The organism is Citrobacter sp. Cy070, from assembly GCF_030332245.1.
In the GTDB taxonomy this organism is placed as follows: Bacteria; Pseudomonadota; Gammaproteobacteria; order Enterobacterales; family Enterobacteriaceae; genus Citrobacter; species Citrobacter youngae.
In genome coordinates this window covers 170,657-193,305 of sequence record NZ_JAOWIG010000051.1, presented here as the reverse complement: position 1 = coordinate 193,305, position 22,649 = coordinate 170,657, and the positions used below count along the sequence as shown (strand labels likewise).

Sequence of the window (22,649 nt, the reverse complement as noted above, 5' to 3'; positions counted from 1 at the left end):
AGAGGGGCAATGGAGTTCGCTTTTTATATCTGTGGCCTGATAGCCATTCTCGCAACCTTGCGGGTGATCACCCACACCAATCCGGTACACGCACTGCTGTATCTGATTATTTCGCTGCTGGCGATTTCCGGGGTGTTCTTCTCGTTAGGCGCTTACTTCGCGGGTGCGCTGGAAATTATCGTCTACGCGGGCGCCATCATGGTGCTGTTCGTATTCGTGGTAATGATGCTCAACCTCGGTGGCTCTGAAATTGAACAGGAACGCCAGTGGCTGAAACCTCAGGTGTGGATTGGACCGGCGATTCTGTCGGCCATCATGCTGGTGGTTATTGTTTACGCCATTCTGGGCGTTAACGATCAGGGCATCGACGGGACACCAATCAGCGCGAAAGCAGTCGGTATTTCCCTGTTCGGACCGTATGTACTGGCGGTCGAACTGGCTTCGATGCTGCTGCTGGCGGGTCTGGTTGTGGCCTTCCACGTGGGGCGCGAAGAGCGTTCAGGTGAGGTGCTGAGCAATCGCACCGATGACCGCGCGAAAAGAAAAACGGAGGAGCACGCATGATCCCCTTACAACATGGACTGATCCTCGCTGCGATTTTATTCGTCCTGGGTTTGACCGGTCTGGTTATCCGCCGCAATCTGCTGTTTATGCTGATCGGGCTGGAAATCATGATTAACGCCTCTGCGCTGGCCTTTGTGGTCGCCGGAAGCTACTGGGGCCAGACCGATGGTCAGGTGATGTACATTCTCGCCATCAGCCTTGCGGCTGCGGAAGCGAGCATTGGACTTGCGCTGCTGCTGCAACTTCATCGCCGTCGCCAGAACCTGAACATCGATTCAGTAAGTGAGATGCGTGGATGAACATGCTTGCCTTAACCATTATTCTGCCATTTATTGGCTTTGTATTACTGGCGTTTTCTCGTGGTCGTTGGTCAGAAAATCTGTCCGCTACCGTGGGTGTCGGGTCGATTGGTCTGGCCGCGCTGGTGACTGCGTTTGTTGGCGTTGATTTCTTTGCCAATGGCCAGCAGGCTTACAGCCAGCCGCTGTGGACGTGGATGTCCGTCGGCGACTTCAACATCGGTTTTAACCTGGTGCTGGACGGCCTGTCGCTGACCATGCTCTCCGTGGTGACCGGCGTCGGTTTCCTGATCCACATGTTCGCCTCCTGGTATATGCGCGGAGAAGAGGGCTATTCTCGTTTCTTCGCCTACACCAACCTGTTTATCGCCAGCATGGTGGTTCTGGTGCTGGCGGATAACCTGCTGCTGATGTACCTCGGCTGGGAAGGCGTGGGCCTGTGCTCCTATCTGCTGATTGGTTTCTACTATACCGATCCGAAGAATGGCGCTGCGGCAATGAAAGCCTTCGTGGTAACCCGTGTTGGTGACGTATTCCTGGCGTTCGCACTGTTCATTCTCTACAACGAGCTGGGCACGCTGAACTTCCGCGAAATGGTGGAACTGGCGCCTGCGCACTTTGCAGACGGCAACAACATGCTGATGTGGGCAACCCTGATGCTGCTGGGCGGTGCGGTCGGTAAATCTGCACAGCTGCCGTTGCAAACATGGCTTGCTGATGCGATGGCAGGCCCGACGCCTGTCTCTGCGCTGATCCACGCCGCAACGATGGTTACCGCCGGTGTCTACCTGATTGCACGTACGCACGGCCTGTTCCTGATGACCCCGGAAATCCTGCATCTGGTGGGGATTATCGGTGCTATCACGCTGGTGCTGGCGGGTTTTGCTGCGCTGGTACAGACCGACATCAAACGCGTTCTCGCTTACTCCACGATGAGCCAGATTGGCTACATGTTCCTGGCGCTTGGCGTTCAGGCGTGGGATGCGGCGATTTTCCACCTGATGACGCACGCCTTCTTTAAAGCGCTGCTGTTCCTGGCATCCGGCTCGGTTATCCTGGCCTGCCACCACGAACAGAACATCTTCAAGATGGGCGGCCTGCGTAAGTCTATTCCGCTGGTGTATCTCTGCTTCCTGATTGGTGGCGCGGCGCTGTCGGCTCTGCCGCTGATTACCGCTGGCTTCTTCAGTAAGGATGAGATTCTGGCCGGTGCGATGGCGAACGGTCATATCAATCTGATGGTTGCAGGTCTGGTCGGTGCGTTCATGACCTCTCTGTACACCTTCCGTATGATTTTCATCGTGTTCCACGGTAAAGAACAAATTCACGCTCACGCCGGGAAGGGGATTACCCATCATCTGCCGCTGATTGTGCTGATGATCCTGTCCACCTTTGTTGGCGCGCTGATTGTGCCGCCACTGCATGGCGTACTGCCTGCGACGACCGAGCTTGAGCATGGTCGCGTCATGACGCTGGAAATTACTTCCGGTATCGTCGCGATTGCGGGCATCCTGATCGCAGCATGGCTGTGGCTGGGTAAACGCCAGCTTGTGACATCGATTGCCAACAGTGCGCCAGGCCGTTTGCTGGGTACCTGGTGGTATAACGCCTGGGGCTTCGACTGGCTGTACGACAAAGTGTTCGTCAAGCCGTTCCTCGGTGTTGCATGGCTGCTGAAACGCGATCCGCTGAACGCAATGATGAACATTCCGGCGATCCTGTCTCGCTTTGCAGGTAAAGGCCTGCTGTTAAGCGAGAACGGCTATCTGCGCTGGTATGTGGCATCAATGAGCATCGGCGCCGTTGTTGTGCTGGCACTGTTGATGGTACTGCGTTGAGTTTGTTGGCTGGATGAACGACTGCCGGATGGCGCTGCGCTTATCCGGCCTACAAACCCAAAAATAATTTTTAGAATTCGTTGAAAATCTGTTCCTGAAGTACAGGCGTCATCGGCGAAGTCAGACCGAATACCGCCAGCGCAGAGCAACCGGAGCGTACTGAAGTACGTGAGGATTGCGAGCACTGCCGGGATTTGGGCTGATGAGTGAGATAGCCTGAGCAGGAGTAAATATAAGGGACATACTTAGCTATGTTATTACCCTGGTTGATATTAATCCCCTTTATCGGTGGCTTCCTGTGCTGGCAGACCGAACGCTTTGGCGTGAAGGTGCCGCGCTGGATAGCGCTGATTACCATGGGACTGACGCTGGCGCTTGGCTTGCAACTGTGGTTGCAGGGCGGCTATTCACTGACGCAATCCGCTGGCATTCCGCAGTGGCAGTCTGAGTTTGTCCTGCCGTGGATCCCACGTTTTGGCATCTCTATTCATTTAGCCATCGACGGTTTGTCGCTGCTGATGGTGGTGCTAACCGGTCTGCTCGGTGTTCTGGCGGTACTGTGCTCCTGGAATGAAATCGAAAAATACCAGGGCTTCTTCCACCTGAACCTGATGTGGATCTTAGGCGGCGTAATCGGCGTATTCCTTGCCATCGACATGTTCCTGTTCTTCTTCTTCTGGGAAATGATGTTGGTGCCGATGTACTTCCTGATCGCGTTGTGGGGGCATAAAGCCTCTGACGGTAAAACGCGTATCACGGCGGCCACCAAGTTCTTCATCTATACCCAGGCAAGCGGTCTGGTGATGTTGATTGCCATCCTGGCGCTGGTGTTTGTGCACTACAAAGCGACCGGCGTGTGGACCTTCAACTATGAAGAACTGCTGAATACCCCGATGTCCCACGGCGTGGAATATCTGCTGATGCTGGGCTTCTTCATCGCGTTTGCGGTGAAAATGCCGGTGGTTCCGCTGCACGGCTGGTTGCCGGATGCGCACTCCCAGGCACCGACCGCAGGTTCCGTTGACCTGGCGGGGATTCTGCTGAAAACGGCGGCCTACGGTCTGCTGCGTTTCTCCCTGCCGCTGTTCCCGAACGCGTCGGCGGAGTTTGCGCCTATCGCCATGTGGCTTGGCGTAATCGGCATCTTCTACGGCGCGTGGATGGCCTTTAATCAGTACGATATCAAACGTCTGATTGCCTACACTTCCGTATCGCACATGGGCTTCGTGCTGATTGCTATCTACACCGGCAGCCAGCTGGCGTACCAGGGTGCGGTTATCCAGATGATTGCGCACGGTCTGTCCGCTGCCGGTCTGTTCATCCTGTGTGGTCAGCTGTACGAACGTCTGCACACGCGTGATATGCGTATGATGGGCGGCCTGTGGGGCAAAATGAAATGGTTGCCTGCGCTGTCAATGTTCTTTGCAGTGTGTACGCTGGGTATGCCGGGTACCGGTAACTTCGTTGGCGAATTCATGATTCTGTTCGGCAGCTATCAGGTGGTTCCGGTCATTACCGTGATCTCAACCTTTGGTCTGGTGTTTGCCTCTGTTTACTCGCTGGCGATGCTGCATCGCGCTTACTTCGGTAAGGCGAAAAGCCAGATTGCCAGTGTTGAACTGCCAGGGATGTCGCTGCGTGAGCTGTTTATCATCCTGTTGCTGGTCGTGCTTCTGGTACTGCTTGGCTTCTATCCGCAGCCGATTCTGGATACCTCGCATTCTGCGATGAGCAACATCCAGCAGTGGTTTGTTAATTCCGTTACTACTACAAGGCCGTAAATCGCCATGACAATAACTCCACAACACCTGATTGCGCTGCTACCGCTGCTGATCGTCGGCTTGACGGTGGTGGTTGTGATGCTCTCCATTGCGTGGCGACGCAATCACTTCCTCAATGCCACGTTGTCAGTCATTGGGCTTAACGCCGCGCTGGTTTCGCTCTGGTTTGTTGGCCAGGCGGGCGCCATGGACGTCACCCCGCTGATGCGGGTTGACGGTTTCGCCATGCTCTACACCGGGCTGGTGCTGCTGGCGAGTCTTGCCACCTGTACCTTCGCTTACCCGTGGCTGGAAGGCTACGACGACAACCGGGAAGAGTTCTACCTGCTGGTGCTGATTGCCGCGCTCGGCGGTATTCTGCTGGCTAACGCTAACCATCTGGCGGCGCTGTTCCTTGGTATTGAGCTTATCTCTCTGCCGCTGTTTGGCCTGGTCGGCTATGCGTTCCGTCAGAAACGTTCGCTGGAAGCCAGTATCAAATACACCATTCTGTCTGCCGCAGCGTCTTCCTTCCTGCTGTTCGGTATGGCGCTGGTGTACGCGCAGTCTGGGAATCTGTCGTTTGTCGCGCTCGGTAAGAGCCTCGGCGACGGCATGCTGAGCGAACCGCTGCTGCTGGCGGGCTTCGGTCTGATGATTGTTGGCCTCGGCTTCAAACTCTCGCTGGTTCCGTTCCACCTGTGGACGCCAGACGTCTACCAGGGTGCTCCGGCTCCGGTTTCCACCTTCCTGGCGACGGCGAGCAAAATCGCTATCTTCGGCGTGGTGATGCGTCTGTTCCTGTACGCGCCGGTTGGCGACAGCGAAGCGGTACGTATCGTGCTGGGTGTGATTGCCTTTGCTTCTATCATCTTCGGTAACCTGATGGCGCTGAGCCAGACCAACATCAAACGTCTGCTCGGCTACTCTTCCATCTCTCACCTCGGTTATCTGCTGGTGGCGCTGATTGCCCTGCAGAGCGGCGAGATGTCGATGGAAGCCGTTGGCGTTTATCTGGCTGGTTATCTGTTCAGCAGCCTTGGCGCGTTCGGTGTGGTCAGTCTGATGTCCAGCCCGTACCGTGGTCCGGATGCGGATTCTCTGTTCTCCTATCGCGGCCTGTTCTGGCATCGTCCGATCCTCGCGGCAGTGATGACGGTGATGATGCTGTCTCTGGCGGGTATCCCGATGACGCTGGGCTTTATCGGTAAATTCTACGTACTGGCTGTCGGTGTGCAGGCTAACCTGTGGTGGCTGGTTGCTGCCGTGGTGGTCGGTTCGGCGATTGGTTTGTACTACTACCTGCGCGTTGCTGTGAGCCTGTATCTGAGCGCACCGCAGCAACTGAACCGTGATGCGCCGTCTAACTGGCAGTACAGCGCGGGCGGTATCGTAGTGCTGATCTCTGCACTGCTGGTGCTGGTGCTGGGTATCTACCCGCAACCGCTGATCAGTATCGTGCAACTGGCGGCGCCGCTGATGTAAGCGACACGTTGGAATAAAAAAACCCGCCTCGGCGGGTTTTTTATGGGGGCAAGGCTATCAGGCGGAAAGCTGACGGCTCACCAAAGGACCACTAACATCTTTTGCTGCGCGCTCCATCACTTCCTGAATCACAGAAGATAATTCGTTGACCTCGAATTTTGCCACGTAACCATCGGCCTTAACCCGGCGGACGTGATCTTCGTTGGCGCTACCGGAAAGTGAAGAGTGGATGACGACCGGGATCTTCTTCAGACGTTCGTCGGTTTTTATCTTACGGGTCAGCGTAAAACCATCCATCTCCGGCATTTCCAGATCGGTAAGCACCAGGGCAATCTTCTCGCTGATTGGCTTACCTTCCGCTTGCGCTTCTTCAGATAGCTGCTGAATTTTTTCCCACGCATCTTTGCCGGTGACATGCATCAGATGCGGAATTTCCATCGCGTTCAGTCCTTTCTCCAGCATCGCCCTGGCAACTTTGGAGTCTTCCGCAACAATGGCCACCGCACCCGGCGTGATAGTGAATTTGCTGGTTTTCAGGTCGGTTGCACGTAAATCGTGGTTGGACGGCACAATGTCATACAGGATCTGTTCGACATCAAGCACCAGCGCCAAATTGTTGGTTTCTTTGTCGTCGTCCAGACAAGCAATACTGGTGATGTAGCGACCATTAACGGCTTTCTCAGCAGTGTGCACCTGTTGCCAGTCGAGACGCATAATGTTCTCTACTGACTCCACCGCAAAGGCCTGTACGCTGCGGGCGTACTCTGTGATCAACAGGATATTAAGCCCGGTTTCAGGTTTACACCCGGCGACAGCAGGCAGGTCGATCACCGGGATCACCTGGTCCCGGATATTCACCATGCCTAACAACGGAGCCTTCATGCCGGCAGGGCGTGTAAAGGTCGGCATCGGTACGATTTCACGCAGTTTGAATACGTTGATGCCAAACAGCTCTGATTTCTGCTCCTCAACGGATTTGCCAAGGCGAAACAGCAGCAGTTCAAAACGGTTAGACAGGGTTAGGTTTGTCCTGTCATCAATATCTTTCTGGAAATTGTTCATCCTGTCCTCAGTGTGAAAGCCAGCCTTTCCACTGTTATCGGCACTGAGGCGGAAAAATGGAGCATTAAACGGTGAAAATGGCGAAATCGTGAGCCAGTTCCGTGTCTGGAAAAATCGCTCTGCACTCTTCAAGTAACCGCTGGCAGCCTTTTGCATCGTAGCGTGAGCTGACGTGGGTCATGATGAGTCTGCCCACACCGGCGTCCCGTGCCAGCTGTGCGGCCTGCCGGGTGGAGCTATGCCCGCGGCTGTTGGCTTTTTCCTCCATTGAGGCGTCCAGCGTGGTTTCATGTACCATCACGTCCACCCCTTTTGCCAGTTTGATAGCGCTCGCACAGGGCCCGGTATCACCGAAAATAGCCACGGATTTCCCTCGGGTTGCCGGGGAGAGAAAATCGGCACCGTTAATCGCGCGACCGTCTTCCAGTACGATGGTTTTCCCGGCTTTCAAATCCTGAAACCACGGGCCCGCTTTAACGCCTGCCGCCTTCAGGGCGCTGGCATTAAGCGCGCCGGGTTTGTCGTGTTCTTCAACACGAAAACCGTAGCACTCCAGTGGATGTTCCAGTCGAAACGCAGTCACTTTGCGCAGGCCGTCATCCACAACCTCACCGGCGGTAATTTCTACAATATCCAGCGGGTAATCGGTCCAGGAGCCGCTCAGACGTAAAGCGGTTTCGGTAAACTCTCGCAACCCCTTGGGTCCGTAGAGCGTTAGCGGCTGGACGTTCCCGGCCATTGAACGACTGCACAGTAGCCCCGGTAAACCAAACAGGTGGTCGCCGTGTAAATGGCTGATAAAAATACGATCGAGTTTTCCCGGATTAAATGGCGTGCTAAGCATTTGATGCTGCGTCCCTTCGCCGCAATCAAAAAGCCACAAACCTGCCTGAGTAGGGTGTTGCAGATTCAGTAATATTGCCGTTACATTGCGAGAGCGTGTGGGAACTCCCGCTGACGTACCTAAAAATAGTAATTCCATCTTTACGTTACACTTTTCGCCATCAATGAGGCAGGGTGTTCAGGTTATCACAACAAAGGGGCAGACAATGATCCACTGGCAAGATCTCCATCATGCAAAGCTGAGTGTTCAGGAGCTGTATGCCATTCTTCAGCTTCGCTGTTCGGTATTCGTTGTTGAGCAACAATGTCCGTATCAGGACGTGGATGGCGACGACTTAGTCGGCGAAAACCGTCACATTCTGGGATGGCATAACGATGAACTGGTGGCGTATGCGAGGATTCTGAAAAGTGACGATGATCTGGAGCCGGTAGTAATTGGCCGGGTGATTGTCAGCGAAGCGCTGCGCGGTGAAAAACTGGGGCAGCAGTTAATGACGCAAACACTGGCATCCTGTGCGCAGCATTGGCCGCATAAGGCGTTATACCTGGGGGCTCAGGCACATCTGCAATCGTTTTATGCGAGATTTGGGTTTGTTCCAGTCACGGAAGTCTATGACGAAGACGGGATTCCACACATCGGCATGGCGCGTGAGGGGCATCAAGCGTAAACAGCCCCTGTCGTCTATAGTTAGCGGGTACGTCAATAGAAAGGGAGAATACAATGTCTTTTCATTCTTACGAGTCACGTATTGATGACGATTTGGAATTGTTGAGCGAAACGCTGGAAGAAGTGCTACGTTCTTCCGGCGATCCTGCCGACCAAAAATACCTTGAGTTGAAAGCGCGGGCTGAGCAGGCGTTAGAAGAGGTGAGAAATCGCGTTAGTCACGCCTCTGACAGTTACTATTATCGTGCAAAGCAGGCTGTTTGCCGGGCAGATGACTATGTACACGAAAAACCCTGGCGTGGGATCGGCGTGGGGGCGACAGTCGGTTTAGTGATGGGATTATTGCTGGCACGGCGATAAATACAGCGCTGTCATCGCACTCCCTATACGGGGGTACTGCTTTTTCTGCTCAGTACCCCGTATAATGTGAGGTTTTTAACAGGGAGAGGTCCGCGTGCATTCAATCACTACTGCGCTGGAAAGTCTGATGCGTCATTTGTCGCAAGAGATACCAGCCGCACCTGGAATTCGTATTTACGATATACCTTTCCCTCTGAATGATGCGTTTGACGCTTTAGGATGGCTGGCCAGCCAGCCCGTCTGGCCTCAGTTTTACTGGCAGCAACGTAACGGTGACGAAGAGGCAGCCGTACTGGGAGCCGTCGCCGCATTTTCCTCACTGGAATCTGCCCAACGGTTTTTACGCCAACATGATAATTACCCCGAACTGCGCGTCTGGGGCCTGAATGCGTTTGAGCCGCAGCGCGGTAATTTATTGCTGCCACGACTGGAATGGCGACGCTGTGCCGGGGTTGCGACCTTACGACTACACCTGTATAGCGACGTGTCGTTGCGTGAAGATGCCGCGCAGGCCGCTGCGTTTATTTCAGCGCTTGCGCAGGTAAAACCGCTTCCCGCACTGCGCCTGAATTTAACCGGTGAACAACACTGGCCAGATAAAGCAGGCTGGACGCGCCTTATTGAGCTTGCCACCCAAACTATTGCCGGGGAAGAACTCGACAAAGTGGTGCTGGCGCGTGCGACCGATTTAGAGTTTTCTCAGCCAGTTAATGCCGCGGCGGTTATGGCCTCCAGCCGTCGTTTAAATCTCAACTGTTACCACTTCTATATGGCGTTTTCCGCCGAATCTGCTTTTCTTGGCTCTTCCCCTGAACGTCTGTATCGGCGGCGTGACATGGCACTGCGCACTGAGGCGCTGGCCGGAACCGTTGCCAATCACCCTGACGATCATCGCGCCTGGCAGTTGGGTGAATGGCTGATGAAGGACGATAAAAATCAGCGTGAGAACATGTTGGTAGTGGAAGATATTTGCCAACGGCTGCAGAACTGTACGCAAACCCTCGATGTCCTGCCGCCGCAGGTACTCAGGCTGCGCAAAGTACAGCATCTGCGCCGCTGTATCTGGACTGCGCTCAATCAGGCGGATGATACGCTCTGTCTGGTACAGCTACAGCCTACTGCGGCCGTAGCGGGTATTCCACGCGAGCTGGCGCGCGAATTTATCCAACATAATGAACCCTTTGAACGCGAGTGGTATGCCGGTTCTGCGGGTTATCTTTCACTGTGTCAGAGCGAGTTTTGCGTGTCATTACGTTCAGCGAAAATTAGCGCAAATGTCGTACGTCTGTATGCCGGTGCGGGGATCGTGCGCGGTTCCGATCCTGAGCAAGAATGGCAAGAAATAGATAATAAAGCGGCAGGGTTACGTACTTTATTACAGATGGAAGGATAATGATTTCGTGTATATTCCCGACTCATATCAAAAATCCATTTATTCGATTCTTTATACTGTGTCGCAATATTGATACCGGACAATCTCATGTCAGTAAGCGCATTTAACCGACGCTGGGCGGCGGTCATTCTGGAAGCTCTCACTCGCCACGGCGTCAGGCATGTCTGTATTGCCCCTGGCTCTCGTTCGACGCCGTTGACTTTAGCGGCAGCGGAAAACCCCGCTTTTATCCACCATACTCATTTTGATGAGCGTGGGCTTGGGCATCTGGCCTTAGGTCTGGCAAAAGTCAGCAGGCAACCTGTTGCCGTGATTGTGACGTCCGGTACAGCGGTGGCGAATTTGTATCCCGCGTTGATTGAAGCGGGCCTGACCGGTGAAAAACTGATTTTACTCACGGCTGACCGACCGCCTGAGCTTATCGATTGTGGCGCTAACCAGGCGATTCGTCAGGCCGGTATGTTTGCCTCGCATCCGTCGCAAACGCTCTCTTTACCGCGTCCGACGCAGGACATTCCCGCAAGCTGGCTGGTGTCTACCATCGATAACGCCTTAGCCGCGCTACATAGCGGGGCGGTGCATATCAATTGCCCATTTGCGGAACCGCTGTATGGTGACATGGATGAAACAGGGGTTGCCTGGCAGCAGCGTCTTGGTGACTGGTGGCAGGATGACAAGCCCTGGCTGCGTGAAGCGCGTCGGCTGGAAAGCGACAAACAGCGTGACTGGTTTTTCTGGCGGCAAAAACGTGGCGTGGTACTTGCCGGGCGCATGAGCGCCGAAGAGGGCAAGAAAGTTGCGCTCTGGGCGCAGACGTTAGGTTGGCCGTTGATTGGCGATGTTCTGTCGCAAACCGGACAACCGTTGCCGTGTGCCGATTTGTGGCTCGGGAATTCGAAAGCGGTGGCGGAGTTACAGCAGGCGCAGATTGTGGTGCAGCTTGGCAGCAGCCTGACCGGAAAACGACTCCTGCAATGGCAGGCCAACTGCGATCCGCAGGAATACTGGATCGTTGATAATATCGAAGGCCGCCTCGATCCGGCTCACCATCGTGGACGCAGGCTGGTCGCGAAGGTTGGCGACTGGCTGGAGCTGCATCCGGCGGAGAAACGCCAGCCCTGGTGTGTGGAGATCCCGCGGCTGGCGAAACAGGCATGGCAGGCGGTAGAAGCCCGCCGTGACACGTTTGGCGAAGCACAGCTGGCACACCGTATTCACGAGTATCTGCCAGAGCAGGGACAGCTGTTTGTGGGCAACAGCCTGGTGGTGCGCCTGATTGATGCGTTGTCGCAGCTTCCGGCTGGTTACCCGGTCTATAGCAATCGTGGCGCGAGCGGCATTGACGGCCTGCTGTCAACCGCAGCTGGCGTACAGCGCGCCAGCGCAAAATCGACGCTGGCTATCGTCGGCGATTTATCTGCATTGTATGACCTGAATGCGCTGGCGTTATTGCGTCAGGTTTCCGCACCGTTTGTCCTGATCGTGGTTAATAATAACGGCGGACAAATTTTTTCCCTGCTGCCGACGCCAGCAAGCGAACGTGAACGGTTCTACCTGATGCCGCAGAACGTCCATTTTGAGCATGCTGCCGCCATGTTTGACCTCAAATATCACCGCCCGGAGAACTGGGCGCAACTGGAGAGCGCGCTGACGAATGCCTGGCGTACTCCGGTGGCAACGGTGATTGAGCTGGTAGTGAATGAAACTGACGGGGCGCAAACCCTGCAGCAATTGCTGGCGCAGGTAAGTCATCTATGATCCTGCACGCGCAGGCGAACACGGGTCAGGTGGATTTCCCCTGGCTGGTTTTCCTGCACGGATTTTCCGGTGATTGCCGGGAATGGCAGGCGGTCGGTGAAGCATTCCCGGAGTTTTCGCGGTTGTATATCGACCTGCCTGGCCACGGCGGTTCTGCTGACATCAGCGTGAGCGGATTCGATGACGTCAGCGATTTGTTGCGTAATACGCTGCTTAGTTACAACATACTTAACTACTGGCTGGTGGGATATTCCCTTGGCGGCAGAGTCGCGATGATGGCGGCCTGTCAGGCGTTGCCCGGACTGTGTGGTCTGGTGGTTGAAGGTGGGCATCCAGGGCTGCAAAGTGAAAATGAACGCACCCAGCGTCGTCTCTCGGATGGCCGCTGGGCCGCGCGTTTTCGTACTGAGCCGCTGCGCGAGGTGTTTAATGACTGGTATCAACAGCCGGTCTTTTCCTCACTGAATGTCGCGCAAAGAGAGGCGCTGGTCGATATGCGTAGCCAGAATAACGGGCAAATGCTGGCAGCAATGCTGGAGGCCACTTCGCTGGCCATACAACCTGATTTACGTGTGCAACTGAAAACGCGCACATTTCCGTTTTATTATTTATGTGGTGAACGTGACGATAAATTCCGCGCTCTGGCGGCGGAAATATCAGTACCAAACCATGTGATTCGTAATGCCGGACATAACGCGCATCGGGACAACCCCGCGGGTGTAGTGGACTGTCTGGCTCAGATTCTGCGTCGCTGACTATAGGACATTTTATGATCTATCCTGATGAAACAATGCTTTACGCACCGGTAGAATGGAACGATTGCTCTGAAGGCTACACCGATATTCTCTACGAGAAATCCACCGACGGTATCGCAAAAATCACCATTAATCGTCCGCAGGTACGCAATGCCTTCCGTCCGGTCACCGTGAAAGAGATGATCCAGGCGCTGGCGGATGCCCGCTATGATGACAACATCGGCGTGATTATTCTGACCGGTGCGGGCGATAAAGCGTTCTGTGCAGGCGGCGATCAGAAAGTACGTGGCGACTACGGCGGATACCAGGATGACTCCGGTGTGCATCATCTGAACGTACTGGACTTCCAACGCCAGATTCGTACCTGTCCGAAACCGGTCGTGGCGATGGTGGCAGGGTATTCCATCGGCGGTGGTCATGTGCTGCACATGATGTGTGACCTGACCATTGCGGCTGAAAACGCCATCTTTGGTCAGACCGGGCCGAAAGTCGGTTCCTTCGACGGCGGGTGGGGCGCGTCCTACATGGCGCGCATCGTCGGTCAGAAAAAAGCACGTGAAATCTGGTTCCTGTGCCGTCAGTACGATGCAAAACAAGCGCTGGATATGGGCCTGGTAAACACTGTCGTTCCGCTGGTCGATCTGGAAAAAGAGACCGTGCGCTGGTGTCGTGAAATGCTGCAAAACAGCCCAATGGCGCTGCGCTGCCTGAAAGCTGCGCTGAACGCCGACTGCGATGGTCAGGCGGGTCTGCAGGAGCTGGCGGGTAACGCCACGATGCTGTTCTACATGACGGAAGAAGGTCAGGAAGGCCGTAACGCCTTTAACCAGAAACGCCAGCCTGACTTCAGCAAATTCAAACGGAATCCGTAATGCGTAGCGCGCAGGTATACCGTTGGCAGATCCCCATGGACGCGGGGGTGATTCTGCGCGACAGGCGGTTAAAAACGCGTGACGGGCTGTACGTTTGTCTTCGTGACGGCGAGCGCGAAGGGTGGGGAGAGATCTCCCCCCTGCCGGGCTTCAGTCAGGAAAGCTGGGAAGAGGCGCAAACTGAGCTGCTGGCCTGGGTGAAGGGTTGGCTACAGGGCGATGCTTCCTTACCGCAAATGCCTTCGGTCGCCTTTGGCGCAAGCTGCGCGCTGGCCGAACTGGCAGGCACTCTGCCAGAGGCGGCGGACTACCGTGCTGCGCCGCTGTGTACGGGCGATCCTGACGATCTGGTGCTGCAACTGGCGGACATGCCGGGCGAAAAAGTGGCGAAGATTAAGGTCGGTCTGTATGAAGCGGTTCGCGACGGCATGGTAGCCAATCTGTTACTTGAGGCGATCCCGGAGCTGCATTTGCGACTTGACGCCAACCGGGCCTGGACGCCGTTGAAAGCTCAGCAGTTCGCGAAATACGTTAATCCGGAGTATCGCGGGCGCATTGCCTTCCTCGAAGAACCGTGCAAAACCCGTGATGATTCCCGCGCGTTCTCGCGTGAAACAGGGATTGCCATTGCCTGGGATGAAAGTCTGCGTGAAGCGGATTTCACCTTCGAAGCCGAAGAGGGTGTGAAGGCAGTCGTCATCAAGCCTACGCTGACGGGTAGCCTCGACAAGGTGCGTGAGCAGGTTGCCGCCGCACACGCGATAGGTCTCACCGCCGTGATCAGCTCTTCTATCGAATCGAGCCTGGGCTTAACCCAGCTGGCGCGCATTGCTGCCTGGTTGACGCCACAGACTATCCCTGGTCTGGATACGCTCAGCCTGATGCAGTGCCAGCAGGTACGCGCGTGGCCTGGCAGTACGTTGCCGTGCATTGAGATTGATGCGCTGGAACGATTGCTATGACCCAGCGGGAAATGCCCGATGGCGCAAGCGCATCGGGCCTGGGACGGTTGTCCGATACGCCTGATTTTACTGACTGGCCGTGGCGTCACTGGCGACAGGCTCGTACTGACGCGCCAGCCTTACGCCTCAACGATGAGGTGTTACGCTGGGGCGATCTCTGTACGCGAGTCGATCGTCTGGCAAGCGGCTTTGCGGCTCAAGGGGTGGGAGAGGGCGATGGCATATTGCTCCGCGCCTGGAATCATCCCCGTCCGCTGCTGGCATGGCTTGCACTGTTGCAGTGTGGGGCGCGGGTTTTACCTGTGAACCCACAGTTGCCTCAGTCGCTGCTTGATGCGCTGGTCCCGGAGTTAACGCTGCGTTTTGCGCTGGATCTGGAAGGCGAAAGTCCGCTCCCGGGGTTGGCACCGCTGCGGATGCTGGAACAGTCTGGCGAGCATGCTGCCGTCTGGTTGCCTCAGCGCTTGAGCACAATGACGTTAACCTCAGGTTCTACCGGATTGCCAAAGGCGGCGGTGCATACCTGTCAGGCGCATCTGGCGAGCGCACAGGGCGTGCTGTCATTAATGCCGTTTGGCGCTGAAGATGACTGGCTGCTCTCGCTACCGTTATTTCACGTTTCCGGTCAGGGGATTATGTGGCGCTGGTTGTTCGCCGGCGCGCGTATGACCGTGCGCGATAAGCAGCCGTTAGAGCAGATGCTGGCGGGTTGTACCCATGCTTCGCTGGTTCCCACGCAGCTTTGGCGACTGTTGGTCAATCACACACCGGTATCGCTAAAGGCCGTGTTGCTGGGCGGTGCCGCGATTCCTGTTGAATTGACTGAACAAGCGCGTGAGCAGGGTATTCGCTGCTGGTGCGGTTACGGGTTAACGGAATTTGCCTCCACGGTGTGTGCGAAAGAGGCCGATGGTAAGGCGGATGTCGGCTCTGCACTACAAGGCAGAGAAGTCAGGATTGTTGATGATGAAGTCTGGCTTCGTGCCGCCAGCATGGCGCAAGGGTACTGGCGCAACGGACAGCTTTATCCACTGGTTAATGCGCAAGGCTGGTTTGCCACCCGCGATCGCGGCGTGTTAAAGGATGGCAAGCTAACCATAGTCGGGCGTATGGACAATCTGTTCTTTAGCGGTGGAGAAGGGATCCAACCGGAAGAGGTGGAGCGCGTTATTGTATCGCATCCCCATGTTCTGCAAGCTTTTATTGTTCCAATAGAAGATGAAGAGTTTGGCCACCGCCCCGTTGCGGTTGTGGAGTACGATACTGAAGCCGGAAGAATTGATCTGGCAGAATGGGTGAAAGATAAGCTGGCACGTTTCCAGCAACCCGTTCGTTGGCTAACCTTACCCGCAGAATTAAAAAGCGGTGGTATTAAGGTTTCTCGCCGGGCGCTGCTGGAGTGGGTCCGTACCCGCGGTAAAGCTTAAGAAAACATTAAATTTATCTCGCATAATTGCCATTCCCTGGCCATTGTCCTTTGGTTTATCTGCTAAAGTGTAACCTGGTGTGAAAATCATTAGCAAAAGGTGCGCTATGGAATGGCATGTGAAGAAGTCTTGCTGTAACCAAAAAGCAGGGAGGCTCTATATTGTACTTTGTGATAGCGGTGGTTCGTTGAAAATGCTGGCTGAAGCGCAAGCCAGCGAGCGTGTAAAAGCAGGCGATCTCCTGTCACCGTTAAAAGATGCCCAGTATTGTATTAACCGTGACGCATCGCGAGTGATTAAAATCATTGATGCCAGACAGTATCTCGCCGAAGAATGGGAGCGTCTGCGACAACTGTCTGACGATAAATGATCTCAGGGCGTGTGTTGGCGGGCAGGTAAGAATATGGTCATTAATCCCGCCATAATACACAGCACACCCACCAGGGCTTTTACTGAAAAGGTTCCTTGCCAGCCCGGTAAAATCATTGATGCGATCCACACCAGTACATAGCTGAGGCTGAGCAAGGCATAGGCTTTGCTCAGCGCGAGTTGATGCAGGGCTTTATGCCAGCACATCACTGACAGTAAATAACCTACCAGCCCGCCATATAAGGCGAATGCGCTGCTGCTGGTTGCAAAAACGGCGGAGATAAACGCCAGCGGTTGCAGCATGGGCGGCAGATTATCCATCGCGTAACCCAGACTTAGCTGAGCAACCGACGTAATAATCACGCTACACAGCCCCCAAAAAATGCCCATTACACCGCGCTCCCAAGAATAAAGATGCCGGTGATGAGTAGCCCAACCCCCAACCAGTGACGCGTTGTGACAGGTTCACGCCAGATTTTCCATGCCGCCAGCGTGACCCATACAAAGTTCAGGCTTAGCATCGGGTAGGCGATGCCGACGGGAATATTCTGCAATACTGCCAGCCAGAGCAGCATGGCCAGTCCCAGACAGGCCAGCGCCAGACCAATCCACTGCGCGATATAGCGTGTTCGCGCGTGGGCGGGTACCGGGCGGGTGGCCTGCTTCTGGCACAATTGCCCACAGACGCTGAGCAGGCTGGCAAAGACTAAGGTTAGCCAGATCATTTAGGCCTGTACTGAATCAAGACCAGGCGCCCCTGATTGTCGATATAGTCAGCGGGAGGAATGGCAAGCTGATTAATATCCTCATCCTTCGAAATTGACAGCACAAGCGTAATGATCCCTTCCTGACGATGTTGCGCCAACCAGCCGGCAAAGTCATCCCGGCTGACGAAGCGTCCCTGGGCATCCGGATAATTAAGGCCGTATTTTAACTCACCTGTTTGCCCGTACATGTTGATGTCATCGCGTTTCAGGCTCCAGGCCAGGCCAGCGGCAACGCCAACACTGTCGGTGAAAATATAACGGCTCGACTCCAGCGACTCTTTGGTCATCTCGACAAAAAACTGTGGCTGTTTGGATTCCATTACCCGGTCAGGTACTGAGAAGCCGAACAACAGCGCCAGTCCCAGCGGGCAGAGCGCTGCTAATTTCCAGTTTTTTTCACTGTTGTTAAGCGTATACCAGCCAAATAGCGTCCAGGTGATAAAGATACCCCATGAGCAAAACACTTTATACGTTTCGATATGCGACCAGACCGGTGTCTTCAACGGTCCGAGCGTGGACACGATAAATGTGGCGACAATACCAATAACACCGAACAGAATGTTGATCCAACCGTTGACGCGCAGGGCTGCAGAACCTTTTTCAGCAGCCTGCAAGCCAAACCGCGCGGTAAGGATTGCCAGCGGTGCGAAGCAGGAAAGAATATAGGTTGGCAACTTCCCTTTGGCGATACTGAAAAACAGGATCGGCATAATAATCCAGCTCAGCAGGTATAAGGCGCTACGTGGTACATCCCGTTCACGCCAGCCGGTACGCAATGCGCCCGGTAGTAGCCCGAGCCAGGGTAAGGCACTTGCCACGAAAACCGGTATGTAGTACCAGAATGGCGCTTTATGCTGGGCATCATCCTGCGCAAAACGCTGAATATGCTCAATCCAGAAAAAGTAGTGCCAGAAGTCGGGTTCGCGTTGCGCAATCACCAGCCCCCACGGCAGGACAATGGCAATACAGCTGATAATCGACAACAGACCGTAAATAAAGATCTCTTTCCAGCGCTTTTGCACGAAAACCCATGGCAACACGCTGAGGACGGGGACAGCGAGCGCGAGAAAGCCTTTGGTCATCACGCCCATGCCGCAAGTAAATCCTAACAGCAAAAAGGCGACAATTTTACGTGTTCTGGTGGTGGCTTGCATTCCCTCCCAAAAACAGCACATACCCGCCATCAGCCACAGCGCGATAATGGGATCAAGTACCGCATAGGTTCCGATACTGTAAACAGAGAAAAACGTTAGAAAGATGACGGCAGAGAGTAGGGCCGTACGTTTATCACGCCATAGCCGCATTGCCAGCCAGGCGACCAGGAGTGCAGTCAGTAGGGTTGCAAAAATAGCCCCCGCTCTGACGCCAAAGTTGTTTGCGCCAAATAACCATTGCCCGATACTGTTTAACCAGTATCCCGCGATAGGTTTTTCAAAATAGCGTAGTCCTAAAAAATGTGGGACGATCCAGTCGCCAGACGTCAGCATTTCCCGGCTGATTTCAGCATAGCGCGTTTCGTCGGGCTGCCAGAGCAGGCGGCTATTGATGGGTAAAATAAAATACAGTGCAATAAATGCGACAAATGCCAGGGCGTAACGTGCGGATTTCATGATGTCACACTCGCGGGTTGCTGGCAGCCGAGCCATCCCTCTCTGCCGGGTATTTTGCCACGAACGATCTGGCCCGTTGGCAGTGTACTGATATCGTCTGGTAACAGTTCGCCCAGTGGACAAAACGTAATCCCGGCGTCGGCGGCACGAATGAGCAGATCGTCAAATTGCTGCTGAAAAGCAATGCCTTCCACCTCTGCGTGAATCGTGTAGACCGGGGTGCCTTTGTCCCTCTGAATGCGGGAGAGAATATAGTCGTTGAAGTCCGCTGCCTGCACCTCCTGACCAACTACTTCATCCCATGTCGGTAGCGTGACCGGAATTTGTGGTGTCCCTATTTCTCCCGTTTCAAGTACAGGACGGAATAACGATGTCCCCCTGCAATCGCTGTTATAGCGCAGATGGAATGTTTCTTTCGCCTCTACGACCCGCGAGTCGGCACGCCAGCCAGCGACGGCAGAGCAGGTAACGGGTTGGCCGATGATTGTTTCGAGTGCATTAATACCCCGCGAAATATCATCAATCAGCTGTTTATCGTTCCAGTTGCCACTTCGTGATTGCCAGGCATGATGATCCCAGGCGTGTAAGCCTGTTTCGTGATACCGGGCAGCTTGCGAAATGATGGCCGCATTAGCTAGGCCAATTTCTTTTCCAGGCCAGGCGGTGCCGGCCAGTAAAATGTCCCACCCGTAGAGTGAGGCTGCGTTTGAGCGCAGCATCTTCCACAAAAATTGCGGCTTCACCAGACGCCAGAGATGGCGTCCCATGTTGTCGGGCCCGACGCTAAAAAAGAAACTAGCCCGAACGTTATGCCGATTCAATGTCTCCAGCAGGCGGGGCACGCCTTCGCGTGTCCCCCTGAATGTATCGACATCTATGCGCAAGCCCACTTTGGTCATGATGTGTGTTCCGTGATGTCCACACTGCGTAAGAAGAAGTCCAGCGTCTCTTCAACCGTTTCTTGCATATCGATTGTTGGTTCCCAGTTCAGGCAACGTTTGGCGTTACGAATACTGGGTTTGCGGTGCTCAACGTCCTGGTAGCCTTTACCATAGTAGCTGCTACTCTCAACGTCGCGGAAACCAGCAAACGGCGGAAAGTGTTGGCGCAACGGATGTTTTTCGAAGCAGGAAAGGAGCATTTCAGCCAGTTCCTGAATACTTGCTTCGTTATCCGGGTTACCGATATTGATGATCTCGCCATCACAGCGCCCGCCGTCGTTTTCAATGATACGGAACAGGGCTTCGATACCGTCACGAATGTCGGTAAAGCAACGCTTCTGCTTGCCGCCTTCAATCAGCTTGATGGGAGAGCCTTCCACCAGATTCAGGATCAGTTGGGTAATGGCGCGTGAGCTGCCGATACGTGCGGCGTTCAGGCTATCCAGACGCGGTCCCATCCAGTTAAATGGACGGAATAAGGTGAAACGTAGCCCTTCTTTTTCACCGTATGCCCAAATAACGCGATCCAGCAGTTGTTTAGAGACCGAGTAGATCCAGCGCGGTTTATTAACCGGGCCGACGATCAGGTTGGAGCTGTCTTCATCGAAGTCTTTATCGGTACACATACCGTAGACTTCAGATGTTGACGGGAAAATGATGCGTTTGCGGTACTTGACACAGTAACGAATAATTTTCAGGTTTTCTTCAAAATCGAGTTCGAAGACGCGCAGCGGGTTGCGGGTATATTCAATCGGTGTGGCAATGGCGACCAGTGGCAGCACGACGTCGCATTTTTTCACATGATATTCAATCCATTCGGAGTGAATGCTGATATCACCTTCCACAAAATGGAATCGTGGGTGTTGCAGAAAACGCTCAATCGCATCGCTGCCAATATCAAGCCCGTAGATTTCGTAGTTATCTTCGTGTAGCAGGCGTTCGGTCAGGTGGTTGCCAATAAAACCGTTAACGCCAAGGATCAAAACGCGGGTACGACGTTTGCTGGCGGAAACGGGCTGGCTGTTGAGGCGAGAACCGGCAACCAGACCCAAAACTTGTGCCAGCTGTGAGCCCTGCATGGTAATGCCATCACCCGCTTGCCCGGTAATGATTTCGAGTGCGCCATCGGCACAGGCAATCAGCAATGGCGATACGGAGATAACCGTTCCCGGCAGCGCCGCAGATGTATTTGCACTCTGGCGCGATGACCAGATGGTGAATTTTTGCGTACCGGCATAGCTAAATGCACCTGGCCATGGATCGGACACGGCGCGAACCATGTTATGCAGTTGTGCGCAGGGTTTGTTCCAGTCAAGGAAACTGTCTTCCGGCGTACGGCGACCAAAACAGGTGGCGTCGGCTTCCTGTTGTGGATACTCCTGAAAATCACCGGCTTTGATGGCTGGCAGCGCCTGTGCCAGTACCTCGCGGGCAGACTGGCATAATTTATGATGCAGGGTTAACGCTACGTCATCGGGGGAAATGGTAATGCGTTGTTGGGCGACGATGGCACCGGCATCTGCGCGCTTGACCATGCGGTGCAGCGTCACGCCTGTTTCGGTTTCGCCATTGACTAATACCCAGTTCAGCGGTGCACGGCCACGATATTTGGGCAGTAATGAGCCGTGCAGATTAAAGGCTCCCGCAGGTGCAAGACGCAGGATCTCATCGCTGAGTAAATGGCGATAGTAGAATGAGAAGATCACATCGGGGGCGAGCTGGGCGATCCGCTCGATCCACAGCGGATGATTGACCTCGTCCGGAGCGTACACCGGAATACCTGCGCTGGCAGCGAGGCGGGAAACTGAGCCAAAAAACGCTTTTTCACCTGGGTTATCGGCGTGCGTAAAAATAGCAGCGATGTCATAACCTGCATCCAACAGGGCCTGAACCCCCTGACATCCCATATCGTGATAGGCAAATACGACGGCTTTCATGCGCGGTTTTCCTCAGTTGACTGCGTGGTTTGTGGACGGATAACGTGTTGAACAAAATAGCGAGGGCGTGCGCGGACATCGTTATAGATGCGACCGATATATTCGCCGAGTAATCCCATGCCAATGAATTGCGCGCCGATAAAGGTAAACAGCACGGCAAACAGCATAAACACACCTTCTGCCGCCCACTGCGGGCCGAGCGTCAGGCGAAGAACAACAAGCAGGACCGACAGGGTAAAGCCTGTGGCGGCAATGATGCTGCCCAGCAGGCTCAACATACGCAATGGCGTGGTGGTCAGGCAGGTTACCAGGTCATACATCAGGTTTATCAGACGCATGAAACTGTACTTAGAGTCGCCAAATTCACGTTCGGCATGGTGTACCGGGATTTCCGTGGCGCGGCGGGCAAAGATGTTAGCCAGGATCGGAATAAAGGTGCTGCGCTCCTGGCAATGCAACATGGCATCGACGATGTGACGGCGATAGGCGCGCAGCATGCAGCCATAATCGCCCATGGCTTTACCGGTCGTGCGCTGAATCAGATGGTTGATCATCCGTGAGGCGGTCTTACGAAAGCGGCTGTCCTGGCGGTTCTGACGCACCGTTCCGACGACATCGAAGCCTTCTTTTGCCGTGGCAACCAGCCGCGGGATCTCCTCTGGCGGGTTTTGTAAATCAGCATCTAACGTGATGATCAGGTCGCCCGTGACGTGGCTGAAACCGGCCATAATCGCCGAGTGTTGCCCATAGTTTCGATTCAACAGAATAGAGACAATATGGCTGTTCGGTGCCTGGGAGGCGTCCATCATCAGTTGAGCCGAATTGTCACTGCTACCGTCGTCAATGAGCAGGATTTCATATTCAGTATCCAGTTTTTCGCAGGCGGCGCTGGTGCGCCTGATTAATTCTGGCAGGCTTTCCTGTTCGTTAAAAACGGGAATGACCACCGAGACTTTACTAATCGGTGTGGCTTCAAACAT

The 22,649-nt window shown here is 54.6% G+C and carries 22 protein-coding genes; 14 read left to right on the top strand and 8 right to left on the bottom strand.

Features of this window, described 5'->3' with window-relative positions; genetic code table 11:
- The first annotated feature begins 9 nt into the window (after positions 1–9).
- The 5 genes from nuoJ to nuoN all read left to right on the top strand — a co-directional run bounded on the left by nuoJ (position 10) and on the right by nuoN (position 5,946).
- Complete coding sequence (gene nuoJ / locus OGY19_RS06995) at positions 10–564, top strand: NADH-quinone oxidoreductase subunit J (protein WP_003028059.1); 555 nt, start codon at positions 10–12, stop codon at positions 562–564.
- Entirely contained in the window at positions 561–863 is a 303-nt protein-coding gene (gene nuoK / locus OGY19_RS06990) for an NADH-quinone oxidoreductase subunit NuoK (RefSeq protein ID WP_000612644.1), read from the top strand. Before nuoJ ends, nuoK begins: the two co-directional genes overlap by 4 nt.
- Positions 860–2,701 carry an NADH-quinone oxidoreductase subunit L gene (nuoL, locus tag OGY19_RS06985; RefSeq protein WP_048211071.1) on the top strand — a complete coding sequence of 614 codons (1,842 nt, stop codon included), beginning with the start codon at positions 860–862 and terminating at the stop codon, positions 2,699–2,701. The genes nuoK and nuoL overlap by 4 nt, the downstream gene beginning before the upstream one ends.
- A 251-nt stretch (positions 2,702–2,952) precedes the next feature.
- A complete protein-coding gene (gene nuoM / locus OGY19_RS06980) occupies positions 2,953–4,482 on the top strand; it encodes an NADH-quinone oxidoreductase subunit M (protein WP_003027692.1) in 1,530 nt (509 codons plus the stop codon).
- Between the two features lie 6 nt (positions 4,483–4,488).
- Positions 4,489–5,946: an NADH-quinone oxidoreductase subunit NuoN gene (nuoN, locus tag OGY19_RS06975; protein ID WP_048211072.1), complete on the top strand. Its 1,458-nt coding sequence runs from the start codon at positions 4,489–4,491 to the stop codon at positions 5,944–5,946.
- 57 nt (positions 5,947–6,003) lie between these two features.
- On the opposite strand, the gene OGY19_RS06970 is transcribed toward nuoN, so the two are convergent.
- Both OGY19_RS06970 and rbn read right to left on the bottom strand, forming a co-directional pair.
- A complete protein-coding gene (locus OGY19_RS06970; RefSeq protein ID WP_048211073.1) occupies positions 6,004–7,008 on the bottom strand; it encodes a chemotaxis protein in 1,005 nt (334 codons plus the stop codon).
- A gap of 64 nt (positions 7,009–7,072) precedes the next feature.
- Complete coding sequence (gene rbn, locus OGY19_RS06965; protein ID WP_115601729.1) at positions 7,073–7,990, bottom strand: ribonuclease BN; 918 nt, start codon at positions 7,988–7,990, stop codon at positions 7,073–7,075.
- Between the two features lie 67 nt (positions 7,991–8,057).
- Between rbn and OGY19_RS06960 the strand changes: the two genes are divergently transcribed.
- The 9 genes from OGY19_RS06960 to pmrD all read left to right on the top strand — a co-directional run bounded on the left by OGY19_RS06960 (position 8,058) and on the right by pmrD (position 16,415).
- On the top strand, positions 8,058–8,519 hold the full coding sequence (locus tag OGY19_RS06960) for a GNAT family N-acetyltransferase (protein ID WP_048211075.1): 462 nt from the start codon (positions 8,058–8,060) through the stop codon (positions 8,517–8,519).
- 53 nt (positions 8,520–8,572) lie between these two features.
- Entirely contained in the window at positions 8,573–8,878 is a 306-nt protein-coding gene (gene elaB / locus OGY19_RS06955; protein WP_005129450.1) for a stress response protein ElaB, read from the top strand.
- A 94-nt stretch (positions 8,879–8,972) separates the two neighbouring features.
- On the top strand, positions 8,973–10,271 hold the full coding sequence (menF, locus tag OGY19_RS06950) for an isochorismate synthase MenF (protein WP_286596276.1): 1,299 nt from the start codon (positions 8,973–8,975) through the stop codon (positions 10,269–10,271).
- 87 nt (positions 10,272–10,358) lie between these two features.
- On the top strand, positions 10,359–12,029 hold the full coding sequence (gene menD, locus OGY19_RS06945; protein ID WP_115601731.1) for a 2-succinyl-5-enolpyruvyl-6-hydroxy-3-cyclohexene-1-carboxylic-acid synthase: 1,671 nt from the start codon (positions 10,359–10,361) through the stop codon (positions 12,027–12,029).
- Positions 12,026–12,784, top strand: a complete 759-nt coding sequence (menH, locus tag OGY19_RS06940; RefSeq protein WP_115601732.1) for a 2-succinyl-6-hydroxy-2,4-cyclohexadiene-1-carboxylate synthase — start codon at positions 12,026–12,028, stop codon at positions 12,782–12,784. Before menD ends, menH begins: the two co-directional genes overlap by 4 nt.
- A 14-nt stretch (positions 12,785–12,798) precedes the next feature.
- On the top strand, positions 12,799–13,656 hold the full coding sequence (gene menB, locus OGY19_RS06935) for a 1,4-dihydroxy-2-naphthoyl-CoA synthase (protein ID WP_048211080.1): 858 nt from the start codon (positions 12,799–12,801) through the stop codon (positions 13,654–13,656).
- Positions 13,656–14,618, top strand: coding sequence for an o-succinylbenzoate synthase (gene menC, locus OGY19_RS06930; protein WP_124021803.1), 963 nt, complete (start codon positions 13,656–13,658; stop codon positions 14,616–14,618). Before menB ends, menC begins: the two co-directional genes overlap by 1 nt.
- Before the next feature lie 11 nt (positions 14,619–14,629).
- The gene (gene menE / locus OGY19_RS06925; RefSeq protein ID WP_115602395.1) at positions 14,630–16,045 is read left to right on the top strand and encodes an o-succinylbenzoate--CoA ligase; all 1,416 of its coding nucleotides are present in this window, start codon (positions 14,630–14,632) and stop codon (positions 16,043–16,045) included.
- Positions 16,046–16,151: 106 nt separating this feature from the next.
- Positions 16,152–16,415 carry a signal transduction protein PmrD gene (gene pmrD / locus OGY19_RS06920; protein WP_048211083.1) on the top strand — a complete coding sequence of 88 codons (264 nt, stop codon included), beginning with the start codon at positions 16,152–16,154 and terminating at the stop codon, positions 16,413–16,415.
- A 2-nt stretch (positions 16,416–16,417) separates the two neighbouring features.
- Here the strand turns inward: pmrD and arnF are convergent, their stop codons facing one another.
- Genes arnF through arnC form a run of 6 tightly spaced genes read right to left on the bottom strand, consistent with a single transcriptional unit; the run spans position 16,418 to position 22,649 of the window.
- Complete coding sequence (gene arnF, locus OGY19_RS06915) at positions 16,418–16,804, bottom strand: 4-amino-4-deoxy-L-arabinose-phosphoundecaprenol flippase subunit ArnF (RefSeq protein WP_048211084.1); 387 nt, start codon at positions 16,802–16,804, stop codon at positions 16,418–16,420.
- Entirely contained in the window at positions 16,804–17,139 is a 336-nt protein-coding gene (gene arnE / locus OGY19_RS06910; RefSeq protein ID WP_048211085.1) for a 4-amino-4-deoxy-L-arabinose-phosphoundecaprenol flippase subunit ArnE, read from the bottom strand. The genes arnF and arnE overlap by 1 nt, the downstream gene beginning before the upstream one ends.
- Positions 17,136–18,791: a lipid IV(A) 4-amino-4-deoxy-L-arabinosyltransferase gene (arnT, locus tag OGY19_RS06905; RefSeq protein WP_115601734.1), complete on the bottom strand. Its 1,656-nt coding sequence runs from the start codon at positions 18,789–18,791 to the stop codon at positions 17,136–17,138. Before arnT ends, arnE begins: the two co-directional genes overlap by 4 nt.
- A complete protein-coding gene (gene arnD / locus OGY19_RS06900) occupies positions 18,788–19,690 on the bottom strand; it encodes a 4-deoxy-4-formamido-L-arabinose-phosphoundecaprenol deformylase (RefSeq protein ID WP_115601735.1) in 903 nt (300 codons plus the stop codon). The genes arnT and arnD overlap by 4 nt, the downstream gene beginning before the upstream one ends.
- Positions 19,687–21,669 carry a bifunctional UDP-4-amino-4-deoxy-L-arabinose formyltransferase/UDP-glucuronic acid oxidase ArnA gene (gene arnA, locus OGY19_RS06895; protein WP_115601736.1) on the bottom strand — a complete coding sequence of 661 codons (1,983 nt, stop codon included), beginning with the start codon at positions 21,667–21,669 and terminating at the stop codon, positions 19,687–19,689. Before arnA ends, arnD begins: the two co-directional genes overlap by 4 nt.
- Positions 21,666–22,649, bottom strand: a complete 984-nt coding sequence (gene arnC, locus OGY19_RS06890) for an undecaprenyl-phosphate 4-deoxy-4-formamido-L-arabinose transferase (protein WP_101741528.1) — start codon at positions 22,647–22,649, stop codon at positions 21,666–21,668. Before arnC ends, arnA begins: the two co-directional genes overlap by 4 nt.